Raw genomic sequence first — 17,524 nt, forward strand, 5'->3', positions numbered from 1 at the left:
AAATGGAGGGATTCGTTTGTTTAAAAAGAGAAAAGGTATGAGTACTGGTGCAATGATCGCAGCATCAACAGCCATCATTGCATTATTTTCACCACTATTACGGAGAAGACTAAGTAGCATGACTCAAATGAATTTGTCCTCAATGATGAAAGGCAAAGATCAACACCAGCATGAGTCATCTCGTCATGAGTCCCATTCGCATTCACGTAAAGACTCAAAAGGCACAGCTGAAGTCGGACAAATGATCAAGCAGGCATTCACCGCTGTCCAGCCAAATGAAACAAATCAGCATCAAACATCATCAAAAACATACCAAACTCATCAGCCGCCGAGAGAGTCTTACGCCCAGTCTCTTCACATTGATGAAAGTGTCATGAATGTAATGGATGATGAATCTATTCAGCAAGTACTCAATGACATCGAGCACAAATAACTAAAACAGGAGCCTTTTTTCAGAAAGGCTCCTGTTTATTCTCCTGAAAAATGCTCTTTCACCATGATGCAGAAGGAAGGCAAGAAGGTGATTTCGATCGTGATAACAAACCGTTCCACACCATCTAATAGTATCAACAGCTCTTTTTCATGCTGCCGGTCCTTTTTTATTTCTACATGTCGCACAGTTTTAAAGGCATATACTCCCAAAACGGATGCGTCCTTTTTACGAATAGCCTTCAAAGAAAATTCTTGTACTCCAAGAGACATCGTCACCACAAATCGCTCTTCCTCATTCTCAAACCGAAACGTTAGATCTTGATATTCAATGGGCATATCTCGTTCAAATCCTTCATCAGGCCACGTCTCAAAAAAAGAAAGCCAGTCCGTTCGATCTGGAAATTGTTTTCTCCTCATTTTAAACCCCTCACAAGTGAAATTTTTATTAATTATCTTGTTTCCCCTTTTCTTTTGCAACAAATTTTAGTAATTTTAAAAAGGTGATTTTATTTTGCTAAGAGACCTCTTTATTAATTTAACAATTCTTGTCACTTTCCATTATTTATTGATGCTTGTGTTTAAAGAGAATTTTTTAAAAAAGGAAGACACCTTGCTCAGACAAATTTTTAAAGGAATCATTTCTGGGTTACTCGGTGTCCTCTTAATGTTTTTCTCTATTAAAGCAGGACCAGCCATCATCGATTTAAGACATATCCCCCTTATTTTAACGGCATTTTATGGAGGCATTGCACAAACGTTCATTGCAGCCTGTGTGATCATTATTGGCCGATTATTAATCGAAGCCAATGTTGCTTCTTTCATTAATATTTTTTCCATGATATTTATCGCCACAGCTTCCTTTTTAATTGCTGAGCGTCATATCAATCACGTCGTAAAAATGCTGTTATCTATTACCATGAGCAACGTCATTGCGACGATTTTATTTATCATCATCGTCAATGAAAGATCATTTGAACTGCATACTGCCTATTGGATATTCTCGTATATTGCCGGTTTATTTAACTTTTATGTCATTGAGCATCAAACAAAAGCGTATCAGATGTTAAATTTGTATAAATTCCAAGCTCATTATGACTTTTTAACTGGTGTTTTAAATAAACGGAAATTCGATGAAATATTAAGTGATGCTTTTTCGCTGAACTTAAAGCAACCTATCCATCAAATGTCCTTGATTTACCTAGACATCGATTATTTCAAAACCATCAATGATCAGTATGGACATCATGAGGGAGATATCGTTTTAAAAGAAATCGGAACAAGGCTGATTAAGAACACAAGAAGCTCTGATTATATTGGGCGGATCGGCGGTGAAGAATTTGCTGTGCTTTTACCGAATTGTTCCGTTGAAAAAACATGGCAAATTGCGGAACGTTTACGAAAAAAAATGGCGGATCAGCCAATTTATTTACAAAACGGAACATCGATTCACATTACGGTGTCAATTGGATGTGCTTATGATGCAGGAACAAGTGAAAACATGAAACAATTACCGATTATTGCAGACCAGGAGCTCTATAAAGCGAAGCAGTCAGGCAGAAACCAAGTGAGCTTTTCTGGACGTAAAAGAGAACACTTAACATAGGCTTTTTCCTCAATTTGTTAGCGCTAATTATTTTTAAAAAAGTTTTCGTATAACAGTTGTTTTTTCCCGCAAACACTGGTAAAGTAAAGGTAATTATTTTTGTTCGTATCATCTTTAAGAAGAAAGTTTTGAAAGAGTTTTCGTCTTTGAAGTTTGTGTAAGAGCAAGAATAGTGAATTTAAGCGTTAAGATCGCTTTAGGAGGAAATTTCATGTTAGAAGGTAAAGTAAAATGGTTCAACTCTGAAAAAGGTTTCGGATTCATCGAAGTAGAAGGTCAAGACGATGTATTCGTTCACTTCTCTGCTATCCAAGGCGAAGGCTTCAAAACTTTAGAAGAAGGTCAATCAGTTTCTTTCGAAATCGTTGAAGGTAACCGTGGACCACAAGCTGCTAACGTTAACAAAGCGTAATTTAAGAGCATCTGCTCTTTTAGCACTTTATAGAGTGAAGGAAAACCGCTCGGCTTTTATGCCAGCGGTTTTTTTGTGCAATAAAAAAAGAGAACCTGACGAGAGGTTCTCTTTTTATTTGTCCTTCTGCTTTAGTTTCTGTAAAGCAGAACGATACATATCATCATTCATTTTCGTCTCTGGTTCTTCTTCTTTGACAGGTGGTTCTGGCTGTTTAAACTTTTGAAGCGCCTGTCTATAGAAATCATCACCTGACGGAGCATCATCTGTCTGAGAAGGCTCTGACGCTTTTTCTTCCACTTCAGGCTCTACAGGTCTCGCCGCAACTTCTGGCTCGCTATGCGGCACGTCAGGATGATTCGATACATCTTCTTTGATCTCTTCCTTCTCGGCCGAAGCGTGTCTGACATTGAACGCTACTAATCCGATAATGACTAGAACAGCAGCTACTAACGCTACAATAATCGTCGCCAAAAGAACCCTCTCCTTATCGCTTAAATGACGCAGTGACTGATGCTACACGTCTTCCTAATGCTTTCCCTAGCTCAATGCCTTCTGTAGAAATCACTTCATCAGAATCAATCGGGCACGTCACACCTGCTCCATAATAAGAGCCGTATAACGCATTTTCTGGAACATTTCCAGGAAGGCCGACCACAAGCATCCCTTGATGGAACATCGGCGTAATCAAATTGTGCATCGTCATTTCTAATCCGCCGTGTGTTGTTGCAGTGGTACAGAAAACGGCACCGACTTTATCGATGAGTTTTCCTTCTGCCCATAAATACCCAAGACGGTCAATCCATGTCTTTAATCCAGAACTAATGGTACCAAAGTGACCAGGGCAGCCCCAAATGATTGCATCCATTTGATCAAGCTTGCGGATATCCGCATCTTTCACATGATCAATGAACACTTCAGCTTGCTCTGTTTCACCTGCGCCAGCTGCAATCGCTTCTGCAAGTGCTTTTGTATGGTCACCTTCACTATCGTATACGACATAAATTTTCATGTACGGTCCCTCCACACTTATCTTGCATCTTGGTTTGCTTCCTTAGGTGCTGGAAGCAATGTCATTTCTTGTTTCTTATCCTGCTTTTCTTTTCGCTTTTTATCCTTACGTACATCTCGCAGGAACAAGCTGAGAATCACACCAGCTGCACAGAATAATGTCACCCACATGTAAGCATCATTGATGCCCATCACATTTGAATCAACTTGTGCTTTCGTAAAGAGCTGGGTCGACACATATTTTTGAGCAGCTTCTGCTGTCATGCCCATATGGTGCATCACATTAGAGACAGCCGCCTGGAATGAATTCATAAAGAACGGGTCAGCCGTATTCGTTTGATCTGCCATATTGGAATAATGGAATGTCGTGCGATTTGTATAAATCGTCGTGATCAAACTCGTACCGATCGAACCACTGATTTGTCTCAGTGTATTTGACATCGCTGTACCATGACTGTTTAAATGCTGCGGTAATTGGTTCATCCCAGCAGTCATGACTGGCATCATTAAGAGTGACATACCAAAGGCACGTACTGCATACATGAGCACAATGTGACTATAAGATGTATCAATCGTCAGCCTTGTAAACTCGTATGTGGTGACAACCGTAATCAGCATCCCTACAATGGCAAGTGGACGAGGTCCAAATTTATCAAACAAGATCCCTGAAATTGGAGACATAATGAGCATCGCAAGTGCCCCTGGAAGCATTAATAGCCCCGATTGCAGTGCAGTAAACCCAACGAGGTTCTGCAAGTAGATCGGAAGTAAGAACATCCCAGTGTATAAGGCAACGGTAATAATAATGTTGATAACACTTGATAATGAGAAAATGCTGTATTTAAACACGCGGAAATCAAGCATCGGATTATCCGCTTTTAGCTGTTGGAAAATAAAGAGAATGATCGCAATCGCACCAATGATAATCGTAGATAGAACAATTGGATCTGTCCAGCCATCACTTCCCGCTTCACTCACTCCGTATAGAAGCGAAGCAAAACCAACGATCGACAGAATCGCACCAAGAGTGTCCAGCTTGATTTTTTTAGGCTCTACAATATTTTTAAACATAAAGAAAGCCGCGATAATGACAATCGCACCGATTGGTACAAGTCCATAAAACATAATACGCCATGAATAGTGTTCAATAATATAACCAGATAACGTTGGTCCGACAGCTGGCGCAAACATCATCGCAAGACCAAAAATCCCCATTCCTTTCCCTCTGTTTTCTGGAGGGAAAATAAAAAGGATTGTTGTCATGACGAGCGGCTGTAAGATACCGCCACCGACTGCCTGAATCAAACGACCAATCAGCATCGTAGAAAAGTTTGGCGCAATACCGCAAATAAAAGTCCCTAGTGTAAATGAAATCATCGCCACGAGGAATAAGCTGCGCTGGCCAAAACGTGTGATTAAAAACGCAGATAACGGAATGAGCACCCCGTTGACAAGCATGTAACCTGTTGTAAGCCACTGAATTGTCGTCGCACTCACATTAAATTCAGTCATTAAATGGGGCATGGCTACGTTCAAAAGCGTTTGGTTTAAAATCGCTACGAACAAACCGGCCATTAAAATGATCAGTAAAGACAAGGAGCCTGCTCCCTGTTTTGTCGCTGCAGGTTGATTTGCCATCTCAGACAACCTCCTTTCATTTTTTGATATCAGTCATCATTAAGATGAAATTTTGACAGAAGCATTCATACCTGGAAGTACTTTGTCAGATGGATTTTTAATTGAAATTTTCACTGCTACTTTTTGTGTCACTTTCGTGTAGTTACCACTTGAGTTTGTTGCTGGCAGCATATTGAATGTTGAGTTTGTTGCATAACCAATTTGTTCAACTGTTCCTTCAAATGTTGTATCAGGATCGCCGTCTACAACGATGTCCACTTTGTCACCTTTTTCAATGTTCTTAATGTCTGTTTCTTTAATATTCGCTGTAATGTAAAGCTTGCTTAGGTCAATCGTTTCACCAAGAACTGTCCCAGGCTGCACTTGTTGGTTGTTTTGTACTTCTTTTTTGACTAATGTGCCATCAGCCACTGCTTTAATGTTTGTTTTTGCTTCTCCTTCAACTTTTGCAACTGTGCTGTCTTTTTGCACTTCGTCACCTTCATTGATATCCCAGCCTTTGATTTGTCCAGCTGCTGGCGCTGTAATTTGGTACATGTCACCTGTCACTTTTGCTTCATCTGTTTTTACGAAGTTTGTGCTTTCGTAGTAGTAATAAGCACCTCCGGCAATAATGGCAAGAATCACAATAAGGCCAATAATATTTGTTAGCAATAAACGCCCTCTGTTCATGTTTTGTTTCTCCTTTCATGTATAAAAATATAGTGTCATCTGCTTTAGCAAACTTAGAATGCCCATCATCTGACAGATTATGAAACAAGCTCATAGAGCTGCCTGTTTCCCCTTTTTCTACTCTGCTGAAAATGGTGTGCAGCCCATTTATACTTATTGTTCACTTATGAGCAAAAAGCAGAAAAAGAAGAAAAGACGATCGGCATCTTTTTTTGAAAAACTTATATTTAACAAGATTAAATATTAATAAATGAAAATTGAAATGTCAAAGAGAAAGTTTTACTTTTTTTCTGGTGATCCCTTCCTTCTCCACACAAAAAACCTTTCAGCCCTTATGCTGAAAGGTTTTTTTGAATGTTCTCTTTAAGAAAGAACTTCTTCCTGTTGAAAAAATTTTTTTAATGCGAGAAAAACGTCTGATTTTTGCTTCAAAATATAATGCTTAAATTTCTCATCCTGAATATGTTTATATGCTGACATTAACGTAGAATGCCGATTATATTGATTCACTTCACCATAACAAAATAAATTGGCTTTTTTCATAATTTCAGAAACGAGCTTCACGCACCGTGCATTATCAGAGGTCAAATTGTCACCATCAGAAAAATGGAAAGGATAAATATTATATCGTGACGGCGGATATCGTTCGTCTATGAGCTCTAGTGCCTTTCGATAGACAGAAGAACAAATGGTTCCCCCGCTCTCTCCCCGAGAAAAGAAGTGCTCCTCGTCTACGACCTTCGCCTCTGTATGGTGAGCAATGAATTCGATCTCGACTGTCTCATACTTTGTCCGCAAGAACCGTGTCATCCAAAAGAAAAAGCTTCTCGCCATATATTTTTCCCAAAGCCCCATACTTCCGCTCGTATCCATCATCGCTAGGACAACCGCTTTCGATTCTGGTTTGGTGACTTCATTCCACGTCTTATACTTAATATCCTCTGGATAAATAGGATAAAAGGAAGGGCTTCCTGTCATGGCATTTCGTTTAAATGCTGACAGCATTGTGCGTTTTTTATGGATATTACCGGTTAACCCCGTTTTGCGAATATCATTAAACTCAATTTCCTCGACAACGATATCATCAAGTTCCTTTTGTTTAAGATTTGGTAGCTCCAGCTCACGAAATAGCGCTTCCTCTAAATCCATTAATGAGACTTCTGCTTCGTAATAATCATCACCGGCTTGATCTCCAGCACCTTGACCTTTTCCCTGCCCTTGCTTACTGTCAGATCCATCCCGAGCGACCACATCGCCAACTTGGCTGTCTCCATCCCCCTGACCTACATGCTTATTCTTATCATAGTTGTACCGAATTTTATATTCATCTAAAGAACGGATCGGAATTTTGACCACATCTTTGCCATTAGACATAATAATGCTTTCCTCTGTGACAAGATCCGGCAAATTGTTTTTAATCGCCTCTTTGACTTTTTTCTGATGACGCTGCTGGTCATCAAAGCCTTTTCGATGGAGGGACCAGTCTTCCTGAGACACAATAAACTGACTTTTTTCTTGCCGGGACATCCATCCCCCTCCTCACCTTTTTGGACAATTCTTGTACCCATCGATTCCATTATCGTATGCTGGTCGTCGTCGAAATGACGACGATTTTTAAAAAAGACATTACCGGTGCTGGTTTGCGCCAATAATGCCTCCTTCATTTATTAACGATTCAGAAGACTGCCTACATATTTTAAGAGTTCATTTGCACTTGTAGAATTATAGCCATGCTCATCAATCAATCGCGCCACTACTTCATTGACCTTTTTCAACTGCTGCTCATCCGGCGTTTTTGTCGATGTCGTAATTTTCACGACATCTTTCAAATCGGCAAAGAGCTTCTTCTGAATGGCTTCTCGTAACCTCTCATGAGAATTATAATCAAAGCGTTTGCCCTTTCTCGCATAAGCTGAAATCCGAATAAGGATTTCTTCTCTGAATGCCTTTTTGGCGTTTTCAGAAATGCCGATCTGTTCCTCAATTGAACGCATGAGCTTTTCATCAGGATTCATTTCTTCACCTGTTAACGGATCACGCAGTTTGTTTTTATTGCAGTACGCCTCAACATTATCTAAGTAATTATCCATGAGAGTTTTCGCAGACTCCTCATAGGAATACACAAATGCCTTTTGAACTTCCTTCTTCGCCATATCGTCATACTCTTTTCGTGCGACAGAAATAAAATTCAAATAACGTTCCCGATCTTCACTTGAGATCGATGGATGCTGATCGAGTCCTTCTTTTAAGGAACGGAGGACATCCAGTGCATTGATGGATTCCATGTTCTTTCGAATAATGGTGGATGAAATGCGGTTAATGACATATCTCGGGTCAATTCCGCTCATTCCTTCGTCATGAAATTCCTTTTTCATCTCATCAATATCAACAGATTGGAAACCTTCGACACTTTCCCCATCATACAGTCGCATTTTTTTCACCAAATCGATATCAGACCGCTTCGGCTCTTTCAGCCTTGTCAAAATAGAGAACATCGCAGCCACCTTTAGCGTATGCGGCGCAATATGAACATCTGAGACATCACTTTCTGAAATCATCTTATGATAAATGCGTTCTTCCTCTGTCACCTTTAAATTATAAGGGATCGGCATCACAATAATTCTTGAGTGTAAAGCCTCGTTCTTTTTATTTGAAATAAATGACCGGTACTCCGTTTCATTCGTATGTGCAACAATCAATTCATCCGCACTAATCAACGCAAAACGCCCTGCCTTAAAATTTCCCTCCTGCGTTAATGAAAGAAGATGCCATAGAAATTTCTCATCACACTTTAACATCTCCTGAAATTCCATCATTCCACGGTTCGCTTTATTGAGCTCTCCATCAAACCGGTACGCACGCGGGTCTGACTCTGAACCAAATTCAGCAATCGTTGAAAAATCAATACTTCCTGTTAAGTCAGCAATGTCCTGAGATTTCGGATCAGACGGGCTGAAGGTACCAATGCCGGTCCGTTTGTCCTCTGAGAAAAAAATTCGTTCCACTCTCACATCCTCAATGCGGCCGCCATATTCCTCTTCGAGCCTCATCAAGTTCAAAGGTGATAAATTCCCCTGCACACGTATGCCGTATTCTCTATAGAAATCCTCCCGCAGATTTTGCGGAATGAGATGAAGCGGATCTTCATGCATTGGGCAGCCTTTAATCGCATAGACTGCGCCATGATCTGTTAGTGAATACTCTTCCAGCCCTCTTTTCAGCCTTGTGACAAGTGTCGATTTCCCGCCGCTGACTGGACCCATTAACAACAAAATACGCTTTCTGACATCTAAACGTTTAGCCGCAGGGTGAAAATACTCTTCCACTAGCCTTTCCAATGATTCCTCTAAACCAAAAAGCTCCTGATCAAAAAATTTGTAGGTTCTGACCCCATTCTCCTCTTCAATCCCGCTGTCCTTAATCATATGATAAACGCGAGAATGAGCAGATTGAGCGACAAGTGGATTTTCTTTAATAATATCTAAATATTCGCTGAAGGTGCCTTCCCATTTCAGTCGCTGCTCTTCTTCTCTGTGCTGTTCAATTTTCTTTAAAATATCCATATGAACCTCCTCTTTCAAGATTGAAGCTAGAAATCAGATACTGTTTTACAATCTATGCGGAGGCGTCCTATTACATGCTTTCGTTCTTCAAAATGACGAATTGGCAAACTGAATTGACAACCATCCGCAAGACCCTTCATAATAAAGGAAAAACAGGAGAAAAATGATCTTCATCTCCTGCTTTTCAAGGCGAACTTCACAACATATGAAACCGGCAGCAAAGGAACAAAGGGATAAGGGGGAGCTTATATGAGAACGGTCATTATGATGGGCGTCATCATTACGTTTTTAGTATCCATTTTCACAGCTGGCTACGAAGGCAAGCCTGGTAAATGAAAAAAAGGATGTTCCATCAGCGGAACATCCTTTTTCATTTCGTTCATATTTTCAGTACTTACATATTCACTGAAAGCGAGATCGGATCTCGGCTTTTATCATGTTCTTATATCAAATCTCGGTATTGCTGCTGGCGAAGCGCCTCATACACAAGAATCGCTGCCGTATTCGATAGATTCAGTGAACGAACATGCTCTGTCATTGGTAAACGTAGACAGCGATCCATATTCCGTTCAATCAAATCTTTTGGCAATCCACTCGTCTCTCTGCCAAATACAAAGAAGTAGTCTTCATCTAGCTGCGAGTAATCGAACGTTGTATGCGGCTTTTGCCCAAACTTTGTGATATAGAAAAATTGCCCCTTCGGATGAGCCTCAAACAATTCATCTAATGAATCATGATAGACGACATTGGCATATTTCCAATAATCGAGTCCTGCACGCTTCAGCATTTTATCATCTGTCGAAAAACCAAGCGGACGAATCAGATGAAGTGTTGTATTTGTTGCTGCACATGTTCGCGCAATATTTCCAGTATTAGCTGGAATTTCTGGTTGATATAAAACGACATGAAGTCCCAAAAAAGTTCACCTCTAATTTTCTTTTCCGCTCAACATTATACCATTAACTATCCTTCGGAGCATCGTCCAAAATGTGAAAAAACGTATAAAGAATACTAGGTGTATAAGCCGTTGAATCTTCATACGACCAGTAACGCATACGGCTGTCATACGTTTGTGCATTCACAAGAGGCATTCCGCCTTTATCATGATCAACAACAATGGTTGTATGATTATACCTACCGTCACCCTCAAAATCGTAGCAAATCACATCACCTATTTGAAGCTCCTGCGGCTCCTTGAGCTTCTTCGCTCTCAACCCCGCTTTGGAATTCGCTAAATAATTTTTCATCGAATGTGCCACCGTCCAGCTGTAGCTCCATGTATGTGGACGAACCCACCAGCCAGATCCACGGTTCGGATATCCTCTCGTTGGCGCATTCCCTGCTTTTAGACATTGTGAAATAAAATTCGTACAGTTATCTTCGAAATTTTTATAGGCTGGATTTCGTTTATTCCAATACGTCTCAGCATATTGAACAGCAGCACGCCGGTCATAGTGAAAAGCTCTTCCAAATTGGTCTTCGTTTTGGAAGCGCTCATCCACCTGATCTTCCTTTTGTCGTTCTTCTAACATCATCCGATCTTTCACAAGCATGTCGTTATAAAGAAACGCTTCTCTTTTCTCAACCTGTTCCTCTAAATAAAAAGAATCGTCTATATCCTTACAGACATAAGTGAGGTGAGCGAGATATTGTACTTGCTGAGCTCCATCATCTTGAATAGCTGAATCGAGAAGTTTTGCTTTTGCTTTCGCCTTGACAATCTCAACTTGTCTTCTTGCAAACAGCTCTTTCTTTCGCTCCACAGCGTCCACATCAGACATCAGCTGCGGCTGTTTGATCGTACTGCCATTTAATAAATATGCCAGTCTGTCTTCTAACGTTTGTTCTAATAATTGTTTCACACAGACACCACCAAACTTTTTTTAACATCTCTGTTTGGTTCATTCTATGTTCAATGGGAGGTTATTTAGTATTTAAAGGTGTTTGTAACAATTCAATCCCTTTGATGATCTCTTGTTTTGCTTCTTCATCACTTTCCCGCTCAAGGGCTTTTTCGAGTTCTGAAAGCTGCTGACCATCGCCAATTTTACCGATTGCCCAAGCAGCCGTGCCTCGAATGACCGGTCTTGGATCTTTATGCATCAGGTCAACCAAATCTGGCAAAGCAGATGTATCTTTAAAGTGAGCAAGTGCCAAAATGGCATTCCGCTGAATAGGCTTTTTCCCTCGCCATGATCCAGAAACATGACCATACTTCTCTTTAAATTCACGATTGCTGATTGTCAGCAGTGGCTTTAAGAGCGGCTTTGCAATTTCAGGGTCCGGCTCCATTTCAGGATGTAGATGAAAGTCTTTCCCTTTATTAATTGGGCAGACCGTTTGGCACGTATCACATCCATACAACCGATTTCCTATTTTCGAGCGAAATTCGTCAGGTAAAAACCCTTTTGTCTGTGTTAAAAACGAAATACACCTTTGAGAATTGAGCTGGCCTGGATTCACAAGAGCACCCGTTGGGCATGAATCCACACATTTATTACAAGTTCCGCACTGGTCTTCTATTTTCTCATCCGGTTCAAATGGAACATTTGTGATCATCTCAGCCAAATAGACATAAGATCCGAACTCAGGTGTGATAATCATACAGTTCTTTGCACTAAAGCCAATGCCAGCACGTTCGGCTACAGCACGGTCAGACAATTCACCTGTGTCCACCATTGATTTTGTCCGTATATCTTCGTGTTTACTGCGCAAAAATTCTTCAAGCATGTCGAGCTTTTTTTTCAGCACAACATGATAATCAGTTCCCCATGAAGCTCTGCAAAAAATCCCTCTTCTTGCATCCTTTGTACTTCGGGGAGCATCTTTCATTTTAGATGGATATGCGAGCGCAATGGCGACAATTGATTTTGCTTTTGGAAGCAGCAAAGCAGGATTTGTTCGTTTTTCGATATCAGGCTCTTCAAAACCGGACAAATACCCTAACGATTCATGTAAGATGAGGCGATCCTTTAATGAATCAAATGTATCAGCACTCGCAAATCGAATTTTATCGACACCAATTTCGTTCGCATATTGAATTAATTCTTCTTTTAATTGTCCAACATGAATCACCTTGCAAACCTCCTTTCTTTGTTTCTTCAGTTGTTTTCAGTATAATACGAGTGTATCATGACCGATTGGAGTGAGTCACTGTGAAGATACAAATGGAAATCTCCCAACCTCAAAGCCCGTCTATCCATGTTGGACAGATTGAATATTCACATATTGAGATAGGAAAATCCCCTCAAATGTTAAAAGGCCGACTGCGCCTGTTTCAAGAGTCTTTGTTTTTTGAATATGAAGATCAAACTTTGGAAGAAGTACCAGCGATCAATGAATGGACGAATCTTCTAGAAGGTATCCCCTTTCTTCCGCTACTTGCTGATATTCAAAAAGAACAATTTATTGACTCGACCAATTCCGTACAGGATTTGTCGATATTTTTTTCATTAAAATATTTCTTGCCTATCCTTACATTAGATGCCGATCAATTGAAAGGGCCTCTTTCATTATCCAAAAATGAAACTGGTCATATTGAATGGCAGGATGGCGAAGAGCTTACAGGGTTATTTTCTCAAGCAAGTAAAGCTCAAATTTCTCAAGACACAAAAAACATTCTTCAAATCATTCTCTTCCCACCATCTATTTCCCTGGAAAAGAGTGAAGCGCTTATACAATCCTTGACGAAGATGTTTATACAAATACATGGTGGAGAAAGTAAATATGAACTCATTGAAAAAGCACTGTAGGGTCACAGTGCTTTTTACATTATACTGACATAATAAAAAACGCAACACTTCGTTTATCTATGAAACGAAATACTGCGTTATAAACAAAATTATGTATTGGAGCGGGTGATGAGAATCGAACTCACGACATCAGCTTGGAAGGCTGAGGTTTTACCACTAAACTACACCCGCATCAATCTTTTAAAGACAACATCATTGCGTTGACTTTTATTATGTTACAACTTTCTTAACAATTCGTCAAGAGAATATGAAGATTTTTCGTCAAAAAATTTCATATTCTCCATATATATTACGATAGTTATTTATCGAGCTGGATATAAAATAAGTAGGCATGTGACTTATTCTTCAGCGCTTGCTTAGGATTTTTCTCAATCACTTCAATCATCGGTGAATTTCCGTCTTTCCCCATTGCCGCTGTATATGCAATTAGTGCCTTTCCTCCAGAAGAGACTTTGACAGTATCAGATTGTGTAGAAAAAACATAATCACTTACTTTGAACGGAAAGCTTGCTGTTGCTTTTGTCATTCCCTCATTCTCGTTGTCTGACCACATACTAAATTGTGATTCATATGTATCTTTCTCATACCTTAATTGTAAAAGTATATTCATTGTTTGGTCAGTTCCATCCTGATGTAACGTAAAAGTCGAAGAAGATGCTTCCTTATCAACTAGTCGGCCATTTTTGTAGTGGCTCCCGATAAAAGTAATACTCTTATCATTCTTCGTTAATCCTTTTATTGTTAAAGCCACCATTTCATTAGTGGTTGATGCCTCTAGTAAGTTCTTTTCTTTCTTTGTCAGTTTCATTTTTTCAATCGTTACTTGGTTTTTAGAGTCAGACTCTGTTTCTATTTTAGAGACCGTTTTCTCTGTCGTTGTTGTTTCTGCAGCCTTCTCGCTGCATCCTGCTAATAGAAAAACAGTAAATAAAAGAATGCTCCATTTCTTAATCATTGATATCCCCTTTTATACTTTTATTTTTTATTATACTAAAATTTGGTTGATTATACAAAAAAAGATTAGGAGAATTCTCCTAATCTTTCGCTTTTTTCTGTTTCATGGCTGATAGGAATGCCACAATGAGAAAACTGACAGCAAAAATGACAACCATATAAATAAAAAAGTTTGGTTTGATTTGGAACGTAAATGCAGACGAACCTTCCATTTCAAAAGCAAGACTGTTAAATAATAATTCATTATTTGTTTTTGATTGAAATAAGTGATAGAACAGAACACCAATGGTCAGCATCGGAAAACCTAAGAAACCTAGGAAACTACCAACAATTGCACCTTGTTTCATTGCCTGAACGTTCATGATCGTTGTCCTCCCATTCCACCAAGCAATAACTGCTTCATAATAGACTTACCATCCCCCATAAACGGAAGAAGGTAGAGCAATTGAATAAAATACGTGATTGAAAAAATGAAAAACCCTGTCGAAATTGGATTTTCTTTTAGAAATAAAACAGTCACAATGATTCCGGCTGCGCCAATGAGCCCCGGCAAAAGCGGACCAAGCAGTGTAATCCACACCTGTTTTTTCTGAAACGGGTCTAAAACAGGCCTCACAAATTTCACAGACATCATATCGCTCGCAAAAAAGCCTTGAGGACCATCCCGGCCGGCGAACTTCCGATGTGCATACCCATGTGCCGCCTCATGCAAGGCAGTTCCAGTAATTAATCCAAAATAAATAATCGTAAAATAAATGGCAATGGCTGCAATCGATGGATCAGGAATAAATAAAAAGGCGATTCCCGCCATGATCATAAAGAGCACCCAGAAAAAGATGATTTTGCGCGTCACCATCAGCAGAGCCGTACCCAATATGTGAAGAAATGAATGACCCGTGCAGTCAAACCGCTCTTTCATCTTTACTTGATACTGCTTAAAAAATTGACAGAAGGCTGTGACAGTCCGATATGGCGATTGATAATGAATCGACAGCAAGTGATGCTGATTCAGCCCCATCATCAATTGATAAAAATCGCGGGCAATCACAGACTCATCGACCTGAAACAAATCGGCGAGTTCTGCCGTAATACTCGCCTCTGTCCTTTGACCATCCACTTTCGTTAACATATGATATGCACTTTCGTTAATTGGAAGTGAGCTTCCGTACTGCGTATCAGTCAAATGCCTTTTTTGTAAAGTCACATATGGCGCAAGTGCCGGCACCCGCTCAATCTTTAGCTTATTGTTAAGAAGTTGAATCATGTGAATACCTCCATGAAAAACCTTTATATATGGCAAAGATGAGCAGACATTCAAATCCTGCCACAAGCAGCCACTGAAGCATTTGACTCGATTCCCCTATCACATAGTTTCCAATAAATACAATCGGAATCATGATTAAAATAAGCGCTCCAAACGAGAAAATACCTGTGTAAGGATTATTTCGATCAAGGGGTAATAAAATACCTACCACATAAAAGAGAGCCGTTGCATTACACAAGACAGCAGCGCCAATCAACACGATCCAGATCTGATCCGGGAGCGTCAGTGTTGTGATCATAAATAAAACAATTTGGATCACACCAACGAGCAAAAGCCCGAGGAACTTATAAAGCGCCACTTCCCACGGCCTTAGACCAAACGTTTTATACATCCCAAGCATACGTTTGTCATTGCCAAATGAATTAAAAGCTGTTAACCCAGCTAGCGCACATAGGACAAAAAAAGCTTCTCCTTCAAAGCGGAAGGCAAACTGATAACGGACAAATAAAATGACAATAAGGAGGATGAGAAAGTTTAAAATATTTTCTTCATTTCTCACTTGTGACTTTATTTCCTTTACAATGAGTGACCACTTTTTCGAAGATGAAAATGGCAGTTTGTGCAGAAAGGTTAACGCTTTTTTCTCAGCCATAATTGGCATTAAAGCAAGAGAAATAAATGCGCCTCCCGCAGATAATAGGATGAAGAGGATCAACATCGCATAATTCACCCCGTCAGGAGACATCCCTTGTGCCGCTAAGAAAAACGGTGCTGTAAAATACATCAAATGATAATCAAACTGTACATATGATTGCTGTATTTGATTGATGTCGAAATGTGTCATTCCATACGCTACAACTAGCGCTAATAAAACAAATATCGCTGCAAATTTTTGCAACGGTAATTTTAATTTTAGTACGAGTAAATAAGTCACGTTGTAAATGAGCTGAAGCAGTGTTAAGACAAAGAGCGATTGCAACAGCACCATCAAAAAGAACGTAAGAATAAAGAAAATACCGATCCCTTGTGCAATAAAATTAGGTAAAAGCAAGATCCCGATGAAAAATAAAACAAGCCCTGTCACGACTGTCACCATCGGAATGAAGTAACCAAGACTTTTTTGAAAGGTAGACAGCGGAAACCAGCTGAGCTGCATAGAAAAACGATCTTGTTCAGGTGTTCTGACTTTGATCAGCACAAATAACAAGCTTGTAAAAATGGATGCATTGATTGCCATCGACACAACCAACAACCCAAGTGAACGTTCATCTCCATTTAAGAAAGCCTTCATAAAGACACCCGTAAAACTGTATCCGATGATGGCTCCCATTGTGACTGCAAACAAAAAGAATAAGACCACAATGATTCGCTTCGTTTGAGTATCAAAGAGCTTATACATCTCCTGCTGCCACATTTTAAGCATCATTTTAGAAATGATTAATGATTTCATCAAAATGTGCACCCCTATCACTTAACATTGAAGCTTTCAGAAACACCTGTTCCAATGTGCTTGATTGATACTTTTCTTTTAAGGCTGAAACCGTCCCTTCATCCATTTTATTTCCTTTAGAAATAATGGCGATCTTGTGGCACAGCTCTTCCGCTGAAAGCATATCATGCGTTGAAAGCAAGATTGCACCATGGTGCTCGGCATAACGTTTCATTAGTTTCTTTGTGTTTATAACCGCTTCAATATCAAGTCCTCTAAAGGGCTCATCCATGATCACTAATTGACTCTCAAGCATAAAGGCAGCAATCAGCTGTGTCTTTTTTTTCATTCCATGGGAATAGGTTTCAATCGGTCTTGATAAAGCTGATTCCATATCAAACAATTCAATTAGTTGATTTCTTCTTTGAATTGTTTTACATTCATACATAGAAGAAACGAAATCTAAATATTCAGCACCAGTCAATGCTTCAGGGAGCAGCAGATCATCTGGAACATAGGCGACTTGTTTTTTAAAGGATGGATCATCATTTGTGACGTCCTTAATATGAATGGTTCCTTCTGTATGCTTAATGATGCCGAGTACACAGTTAATCATCGTTGTTTTACCGGATCCATTTGGTCCAGCCACAGCAACGATTTGATGAGGGGCAATTTTCAAATGAAAATCATTGACAGCAGTCACGTTATTTTTATACGTCTTGGTTAAATTCTCGATCGTAAACATATAACCTCCAAGTGTCTGCATATTCTTTAAAAACAGATCAGGCTAAACC

The 17,524-nt window shown here is 39.7% G+C and carries 19 protein-coding genes and 1 tRNA gene; 4 read left to right on the plus strand and 16 right to left on the minus strand.

What is annotated here, in order from left to right; translation table 11 throughout:
• Nucleotides 1-16 precede the first annotated feature (16 nt).
• Entirely contained in the window at nucleotides 17-433 is a 417-nt protein-coding gene (locus EBQ12_RS04685; RefSeq protein WP_025206997.1) for a hypothetical protein, read from the plus strand.
• A 35-nt stretch (nucleotides 434-468) separates the two neighbouring features.
• Here the strand turns inward: EBQ12_RS04685 and EBQ12_RS04690 are convergent, their stop codons facing one another.
• A complete protein-coding gene (locus EBQ12_RS04690; protein WP_017366906.1) occupies nucleotides 469-849 on the minus strand; it encodes a hypothetical protein in 381 nt (126 codons plus the stop codon).
• A 94-nt stretch (nucleotides 850-943) separates the two neighbouring features.
• Between EBQ12_RS04690 and EBQ12_RS04695 the strand changes: the two genes are divergently transcribed.
• Nucleotides 944-2,035 (plus strand): GGDEF domain-containing protein, encoded by a 1,092-nt coding sequence (locus EBQ12_RS04695; RefSeq protein WP_125589187.1) that lies wholly within the window; start codon nucleotides 944-946, stop codon nucleotides 2,033-2,035.
• Between the two features lie 211 nt (nucleotides 2,036-2,246).
• On the plus strand, nucleotides 2,247-2,447 hold the full coding sequence (gene cspB, locus EBQ12_RS04705) for a cold shock-like protein CspB (protein WP_008349061.1): 201 nt from the start codon (nucleotides 2,247-2,249) through the stop codon (nucleotides 2,445-2,447).
• A gap of 114 nt (nucleotides 2,448-2,561) precedes the next feature.
• Here cspB and EBQ12_RS04710 read toward each other — a convergent pair whose 3' ends face one another.
• The 9 genes from EBQ12_RS04710 to queG form a co-directional block, all read right to left on the minus strand.
• Nucleotides 2,562-2,921 carry a hypothetical protein gene (locus EBQ12_RS04710; RefSeq protein ID WP_017360371.1) on the minus strand — a complete coding sequence of 120 codons (360 nt, stop codon included), beginning with the start codon at nucleotides 2,919-2,921 and terminating at the stop codon, nucleotides 2,562-2,564.
• 13 nt (nucleotides 2,922-2,934) lie between these two features.
• A complete protein-coding gene (locus tag EBQ12_RS04715; RefSeq protein ID WP_017366904.1) occupies nucleotides 2,935-3,459 on the minus strand; it encodes a flavodoxin family protein in 525 nt (174 codons plus the stop codon).
• Between the two features lie 17 nt (nucleotides 3,460-3,476).
• Nucleotides 3,477-5,096, minus strand: coding sequence for a DHA2 family efflux MFS transporter permease subunit (locus tag EBQ12_RS04720; protein ID WP_041507548.1), 1,620 nt, complete (start codon nucleotides 5,094-5,096; stop codon nucleotides 3,477-3,479).
• Nucleotides 5,097-5,135: 39 nt separating this feature from the next.
• Nucleotides 5,136-5,768, minus strand: a complete 633-nt coding sequence (locus tag EBQ12_RS04725; protein ID WP_007497037.1) for a biotin/lipoyl-containing protein — start codon at nucleotides 5,766-5,768, stop codon at nucleotides 5,136-5,138.
• 363 nt (nucleotides 5,769-6,131) lie between these two features.
• On the minus strand, nucleotides 6,132-7,295 hold the full coding sequence (gene yhbH / locus EBQ12_RS04730) for a sporulation protein YhbH (RefSeq protein WP_007497035.1): 1,164 nt from the start codon (nucleotides 7,293-7,295) through the stop codon (nucleotides 6,132-6,134).
• Nucleotides 7,296-7,435: 140 nt separating this feature from the next.
• Nucleotides 7,436-9,331 carry a PrkA family serine protein kinase gene (locus tag EBQ12_RS04735; RefSeq protein ID WP_017360374.1) on the minus strand — a complete coding sequence of 632 codons (1,896 nt, stop codon included), beginning with the start codon at nucleotides 9,329-9,331 and terminating at the stop codon, nucleotides 7,436-7,438.
• Nucleotides 9,332-9,773: 442 nt separating this feature from the next.
• Complete coding sequence (gene trmL, locus EBQ12_RS04740) at nucleotides 9,774-10,247, minus strand: tRNA (uridine(34)/cytosine(34)/5-carboxymethylaminomethyluridine(34)-2'-O)-methyltransferase TrmL (RefSeq protein WP_003211950.1); 474 nt, start codon at nucleotides 10,245-10,247, stop codon at nucleotides 9,774-9,776.
• A gap of 43 nt (nucleotides 10,248-10,290) precedes the next feature.
• Nucleotides 10,291-11,193, minus strand: coding sequence for an amidase domain-containing protein (locus EBQ12_RS04745; RefSeq protein ID WP_125589189.1), 903 nt, complete (start codon nucleotides 11,191-11,193; stop codon nucleotides 10,291-10,293).
• Between the two features lie 61 nt (nucleotides 11,194-11,254).
• A complete protein-coding gene (gene queG / locus EBQ12_RS04750) occupies nucleotides 11,255-12,403 on the minus strand; it encodes a tRNA epoxyqueuosine(34) reductase QueG (protein ID WP_026050065.1) in 1,149 nt (382 codons plus the stop codon).
• An 83-nt stretch (nucleotides 12,404-12,486) separates the two neighbouring features.
• Here queG and EBQ12_RS04755 point away from each other — a divergent pair, with 83 nt between their 5' ends.
• Nucleotides 12,487-13,083 (plus strand): hypothetical protein, encoded by a 597-nt coding sequence (locus EBQ12_RS04755; protein ID WP_125589191.1) that lies wholly within the window; start codon nucleotides 12,487-12,489, stop codon nucleotides 13,081-13,083.
• A gap of 97 nt (nucleotides 13,084-13,180) precedes the next feature.
• On the opposite strand, the gene EBQ12_RS04760 is transcribed toward EBQ12_RS04755, so the two are convergent.
• The 6 genes from EBQ12_RS04760 to EBQ12_RS04785 all read right to left on the minus strand — a co-directional run bounded on the left by EBQ12_RS04760 (nucleotide 13,181) and on the right by EBQ12_RS04785 (nucleotide 17,475).
• Nucleotides 13,181-13,254, minus strand: a tRNA-Gly gene (locus tag EBQ12_RS04760).
• Nucleotides 13,255-13,381: 127 nt separating this feature from the next.
• Nucleotides 13,382-14,038 carry a hypothetical protein gene (locus EBQ12_RS04765; RefSeq protein ID WP_125589192.1) on the minus strand — a complete coding sequence of 219 codons (657 nt, stop codon included), beginning with the start codon at nucleotides 14,036-14,038 and terminating at the stop codon, nucleotides 13,382-13,384.
• Between the two features lie 79 nt (nucleotides 14,039-14,117).
• On the minus strand, nucleotides 14,118-14,399 hold the full coding sequence (locus EBQ12_RS04770; RefSeq protein WP_008349089.1) for a hypothetical protein: 282 nt from the start codon (nucleotides 14,397-14,399) through the stop codon (nucleotides 14,118-14,120).
• Complete coding sequence (locus tag EBQ12_RS04775; protein ID WP_008349091.1) at nucleotides 14,396-15,301, minus strand: PqqD family protein; 906 nt, start codon at nucleotides 15,299-15,301, stop codon at nucleotides 14,396-14,398. The genes EBQ12_RS04770 and EBQ12_RS04775 overlap by 4 nt, the downstream gene beginning before the upstream one ends.
• The gene (locus EBQ12_RS04780; RefSeq protein ID WP_008349094.1) at nucleotides 15,285-16,751 is read right to left on the minus strand and encodes a hypothetical protein; all 1,467 of its coding nucleotides are present in this window, start codon (nucleotides 16,749-16,751) and stop codon (nucleotides 15,285-15,287) included. The genes EBQ12_RS04775 and EBQ12_RS04780 overlap by 17 nt, the downstream gene beginning before the upstream one ends.
• Nucleotides 16,729-17,475 carry an ABC transporter ATP-binding protein gene (locus EBQ12_RS04785; RefSeq protein WP_008349096.1) on the minus strand — a complete coding sequence of 249 codons (747 nt, stop codon included), beginning with the start codon at nucleotides 17,473-17,475 and terminating at the stop codon, nucleotides 16,729-16,731. The genes EBQ12_RS04780 and EBQ12_RS04785 overlap by 23 nt, the downstream gene beginning before the upstream one ends.
• Nucleotides 17,476-17,524: the final 49 nt, after the last annotated feature.

The organism is Bacillus sp. 2B09 (assembly GCF_003946835.1).
Lineage (GTDB): Bacteria > Bacillota > Bacilli > Bacillales > Bacillaceae > Bacillus > Bacillus altitudinis.

Excerpts from the sequence above, each read along its gene's own strand:
- EBQ12_RS04735 (WP_017360374.1), bottom strand. The coding sequence starts at position 9,331 with ATGGATATTTTAAAGAAAATTGAACAGCACAGAGAAGAAGAGCAGCGA.
- EBQ12_RS04690 (WP_017366906.1), bottom strand. The coding sequence starts at position 849 with ATGAGGAGAAAACAATTTCCAGATCGAACGGACTGGCTTTCTTTTTTT.
- EBQ12_RS04765 (WP_125589192.1), bottom strand. The coding sequence starts at position 14,038 with ATGATTAAGAAATGGAGCATTCTTTTATTTACTGTTTTTCTATTAGCA.
- cspB (WP_008349061.1), top strand. The coding sequence starts at position 2,247 with ATGTTAGAAGGTAAAGTAAAATGGTTCAACTCTGAAAAAGGTTTCGGA.
- EBQ12_RS04785 (WP_008349096.1), bottom strand. The coding sequence starts at position 17,475 with ATGTTTACGATCGAGAATTTAACCAAGACGTATAAAAATAACGTGACT.
- EBQ12_RS04720 (WP_041507548.1), bottom strand. The coding sequence starts at position 5,096 with ATGGCAAATCAACCTGCAGCGACAAAACAGGGAGCAGGCTCCTTGTCT.
- EBQ12_RS04725 (WP_007497037.1), bottom strand. The coding sequence starts at position 5,768 with ATGAACAGAGGGCGTTTATTGCTAACAAATATTATTGGCCTTATTGTG.
- yhbH (WP_007497035.1), bottom strand. The coding sequence starts at position 7,295 with ATGTCCCGGCAAGAAAAAAGTCAGTTTATTGTGTCTCAGGAAGACTGG.
- EBQ12_RS04770 (WP_008349089.1), bottom strand. The coding sequence starts at position 14,399 with ATGAACGTTCAGGCAATGAAACAAGGTGCAATTGTTGGTAGTTTCCTA.
- EBQ12_RS04715 (WP_017366904.1), bottom strand. The coding sequence starts at position 3,459 with ATGAAAATTTATGTCGTATACGATAGTGAAGGTGACCATACAAAAGCA.
- EBQ12_RS04780 (WP_008349094.1), bottom strand. The coding sequence starts at position 16,751 with ATGAAATCATTAATCATTTCTAAAATGATGCTTAAAATGTGGCAGCAG.
- EBQ12_RS04775 (WP_008349091.1), bottom strand. The coding sequence starts at position 15,301 with ATGATTCAACTTCTTAACAATAAGCTAAAGATTGAGCGGGTGCCGGCA.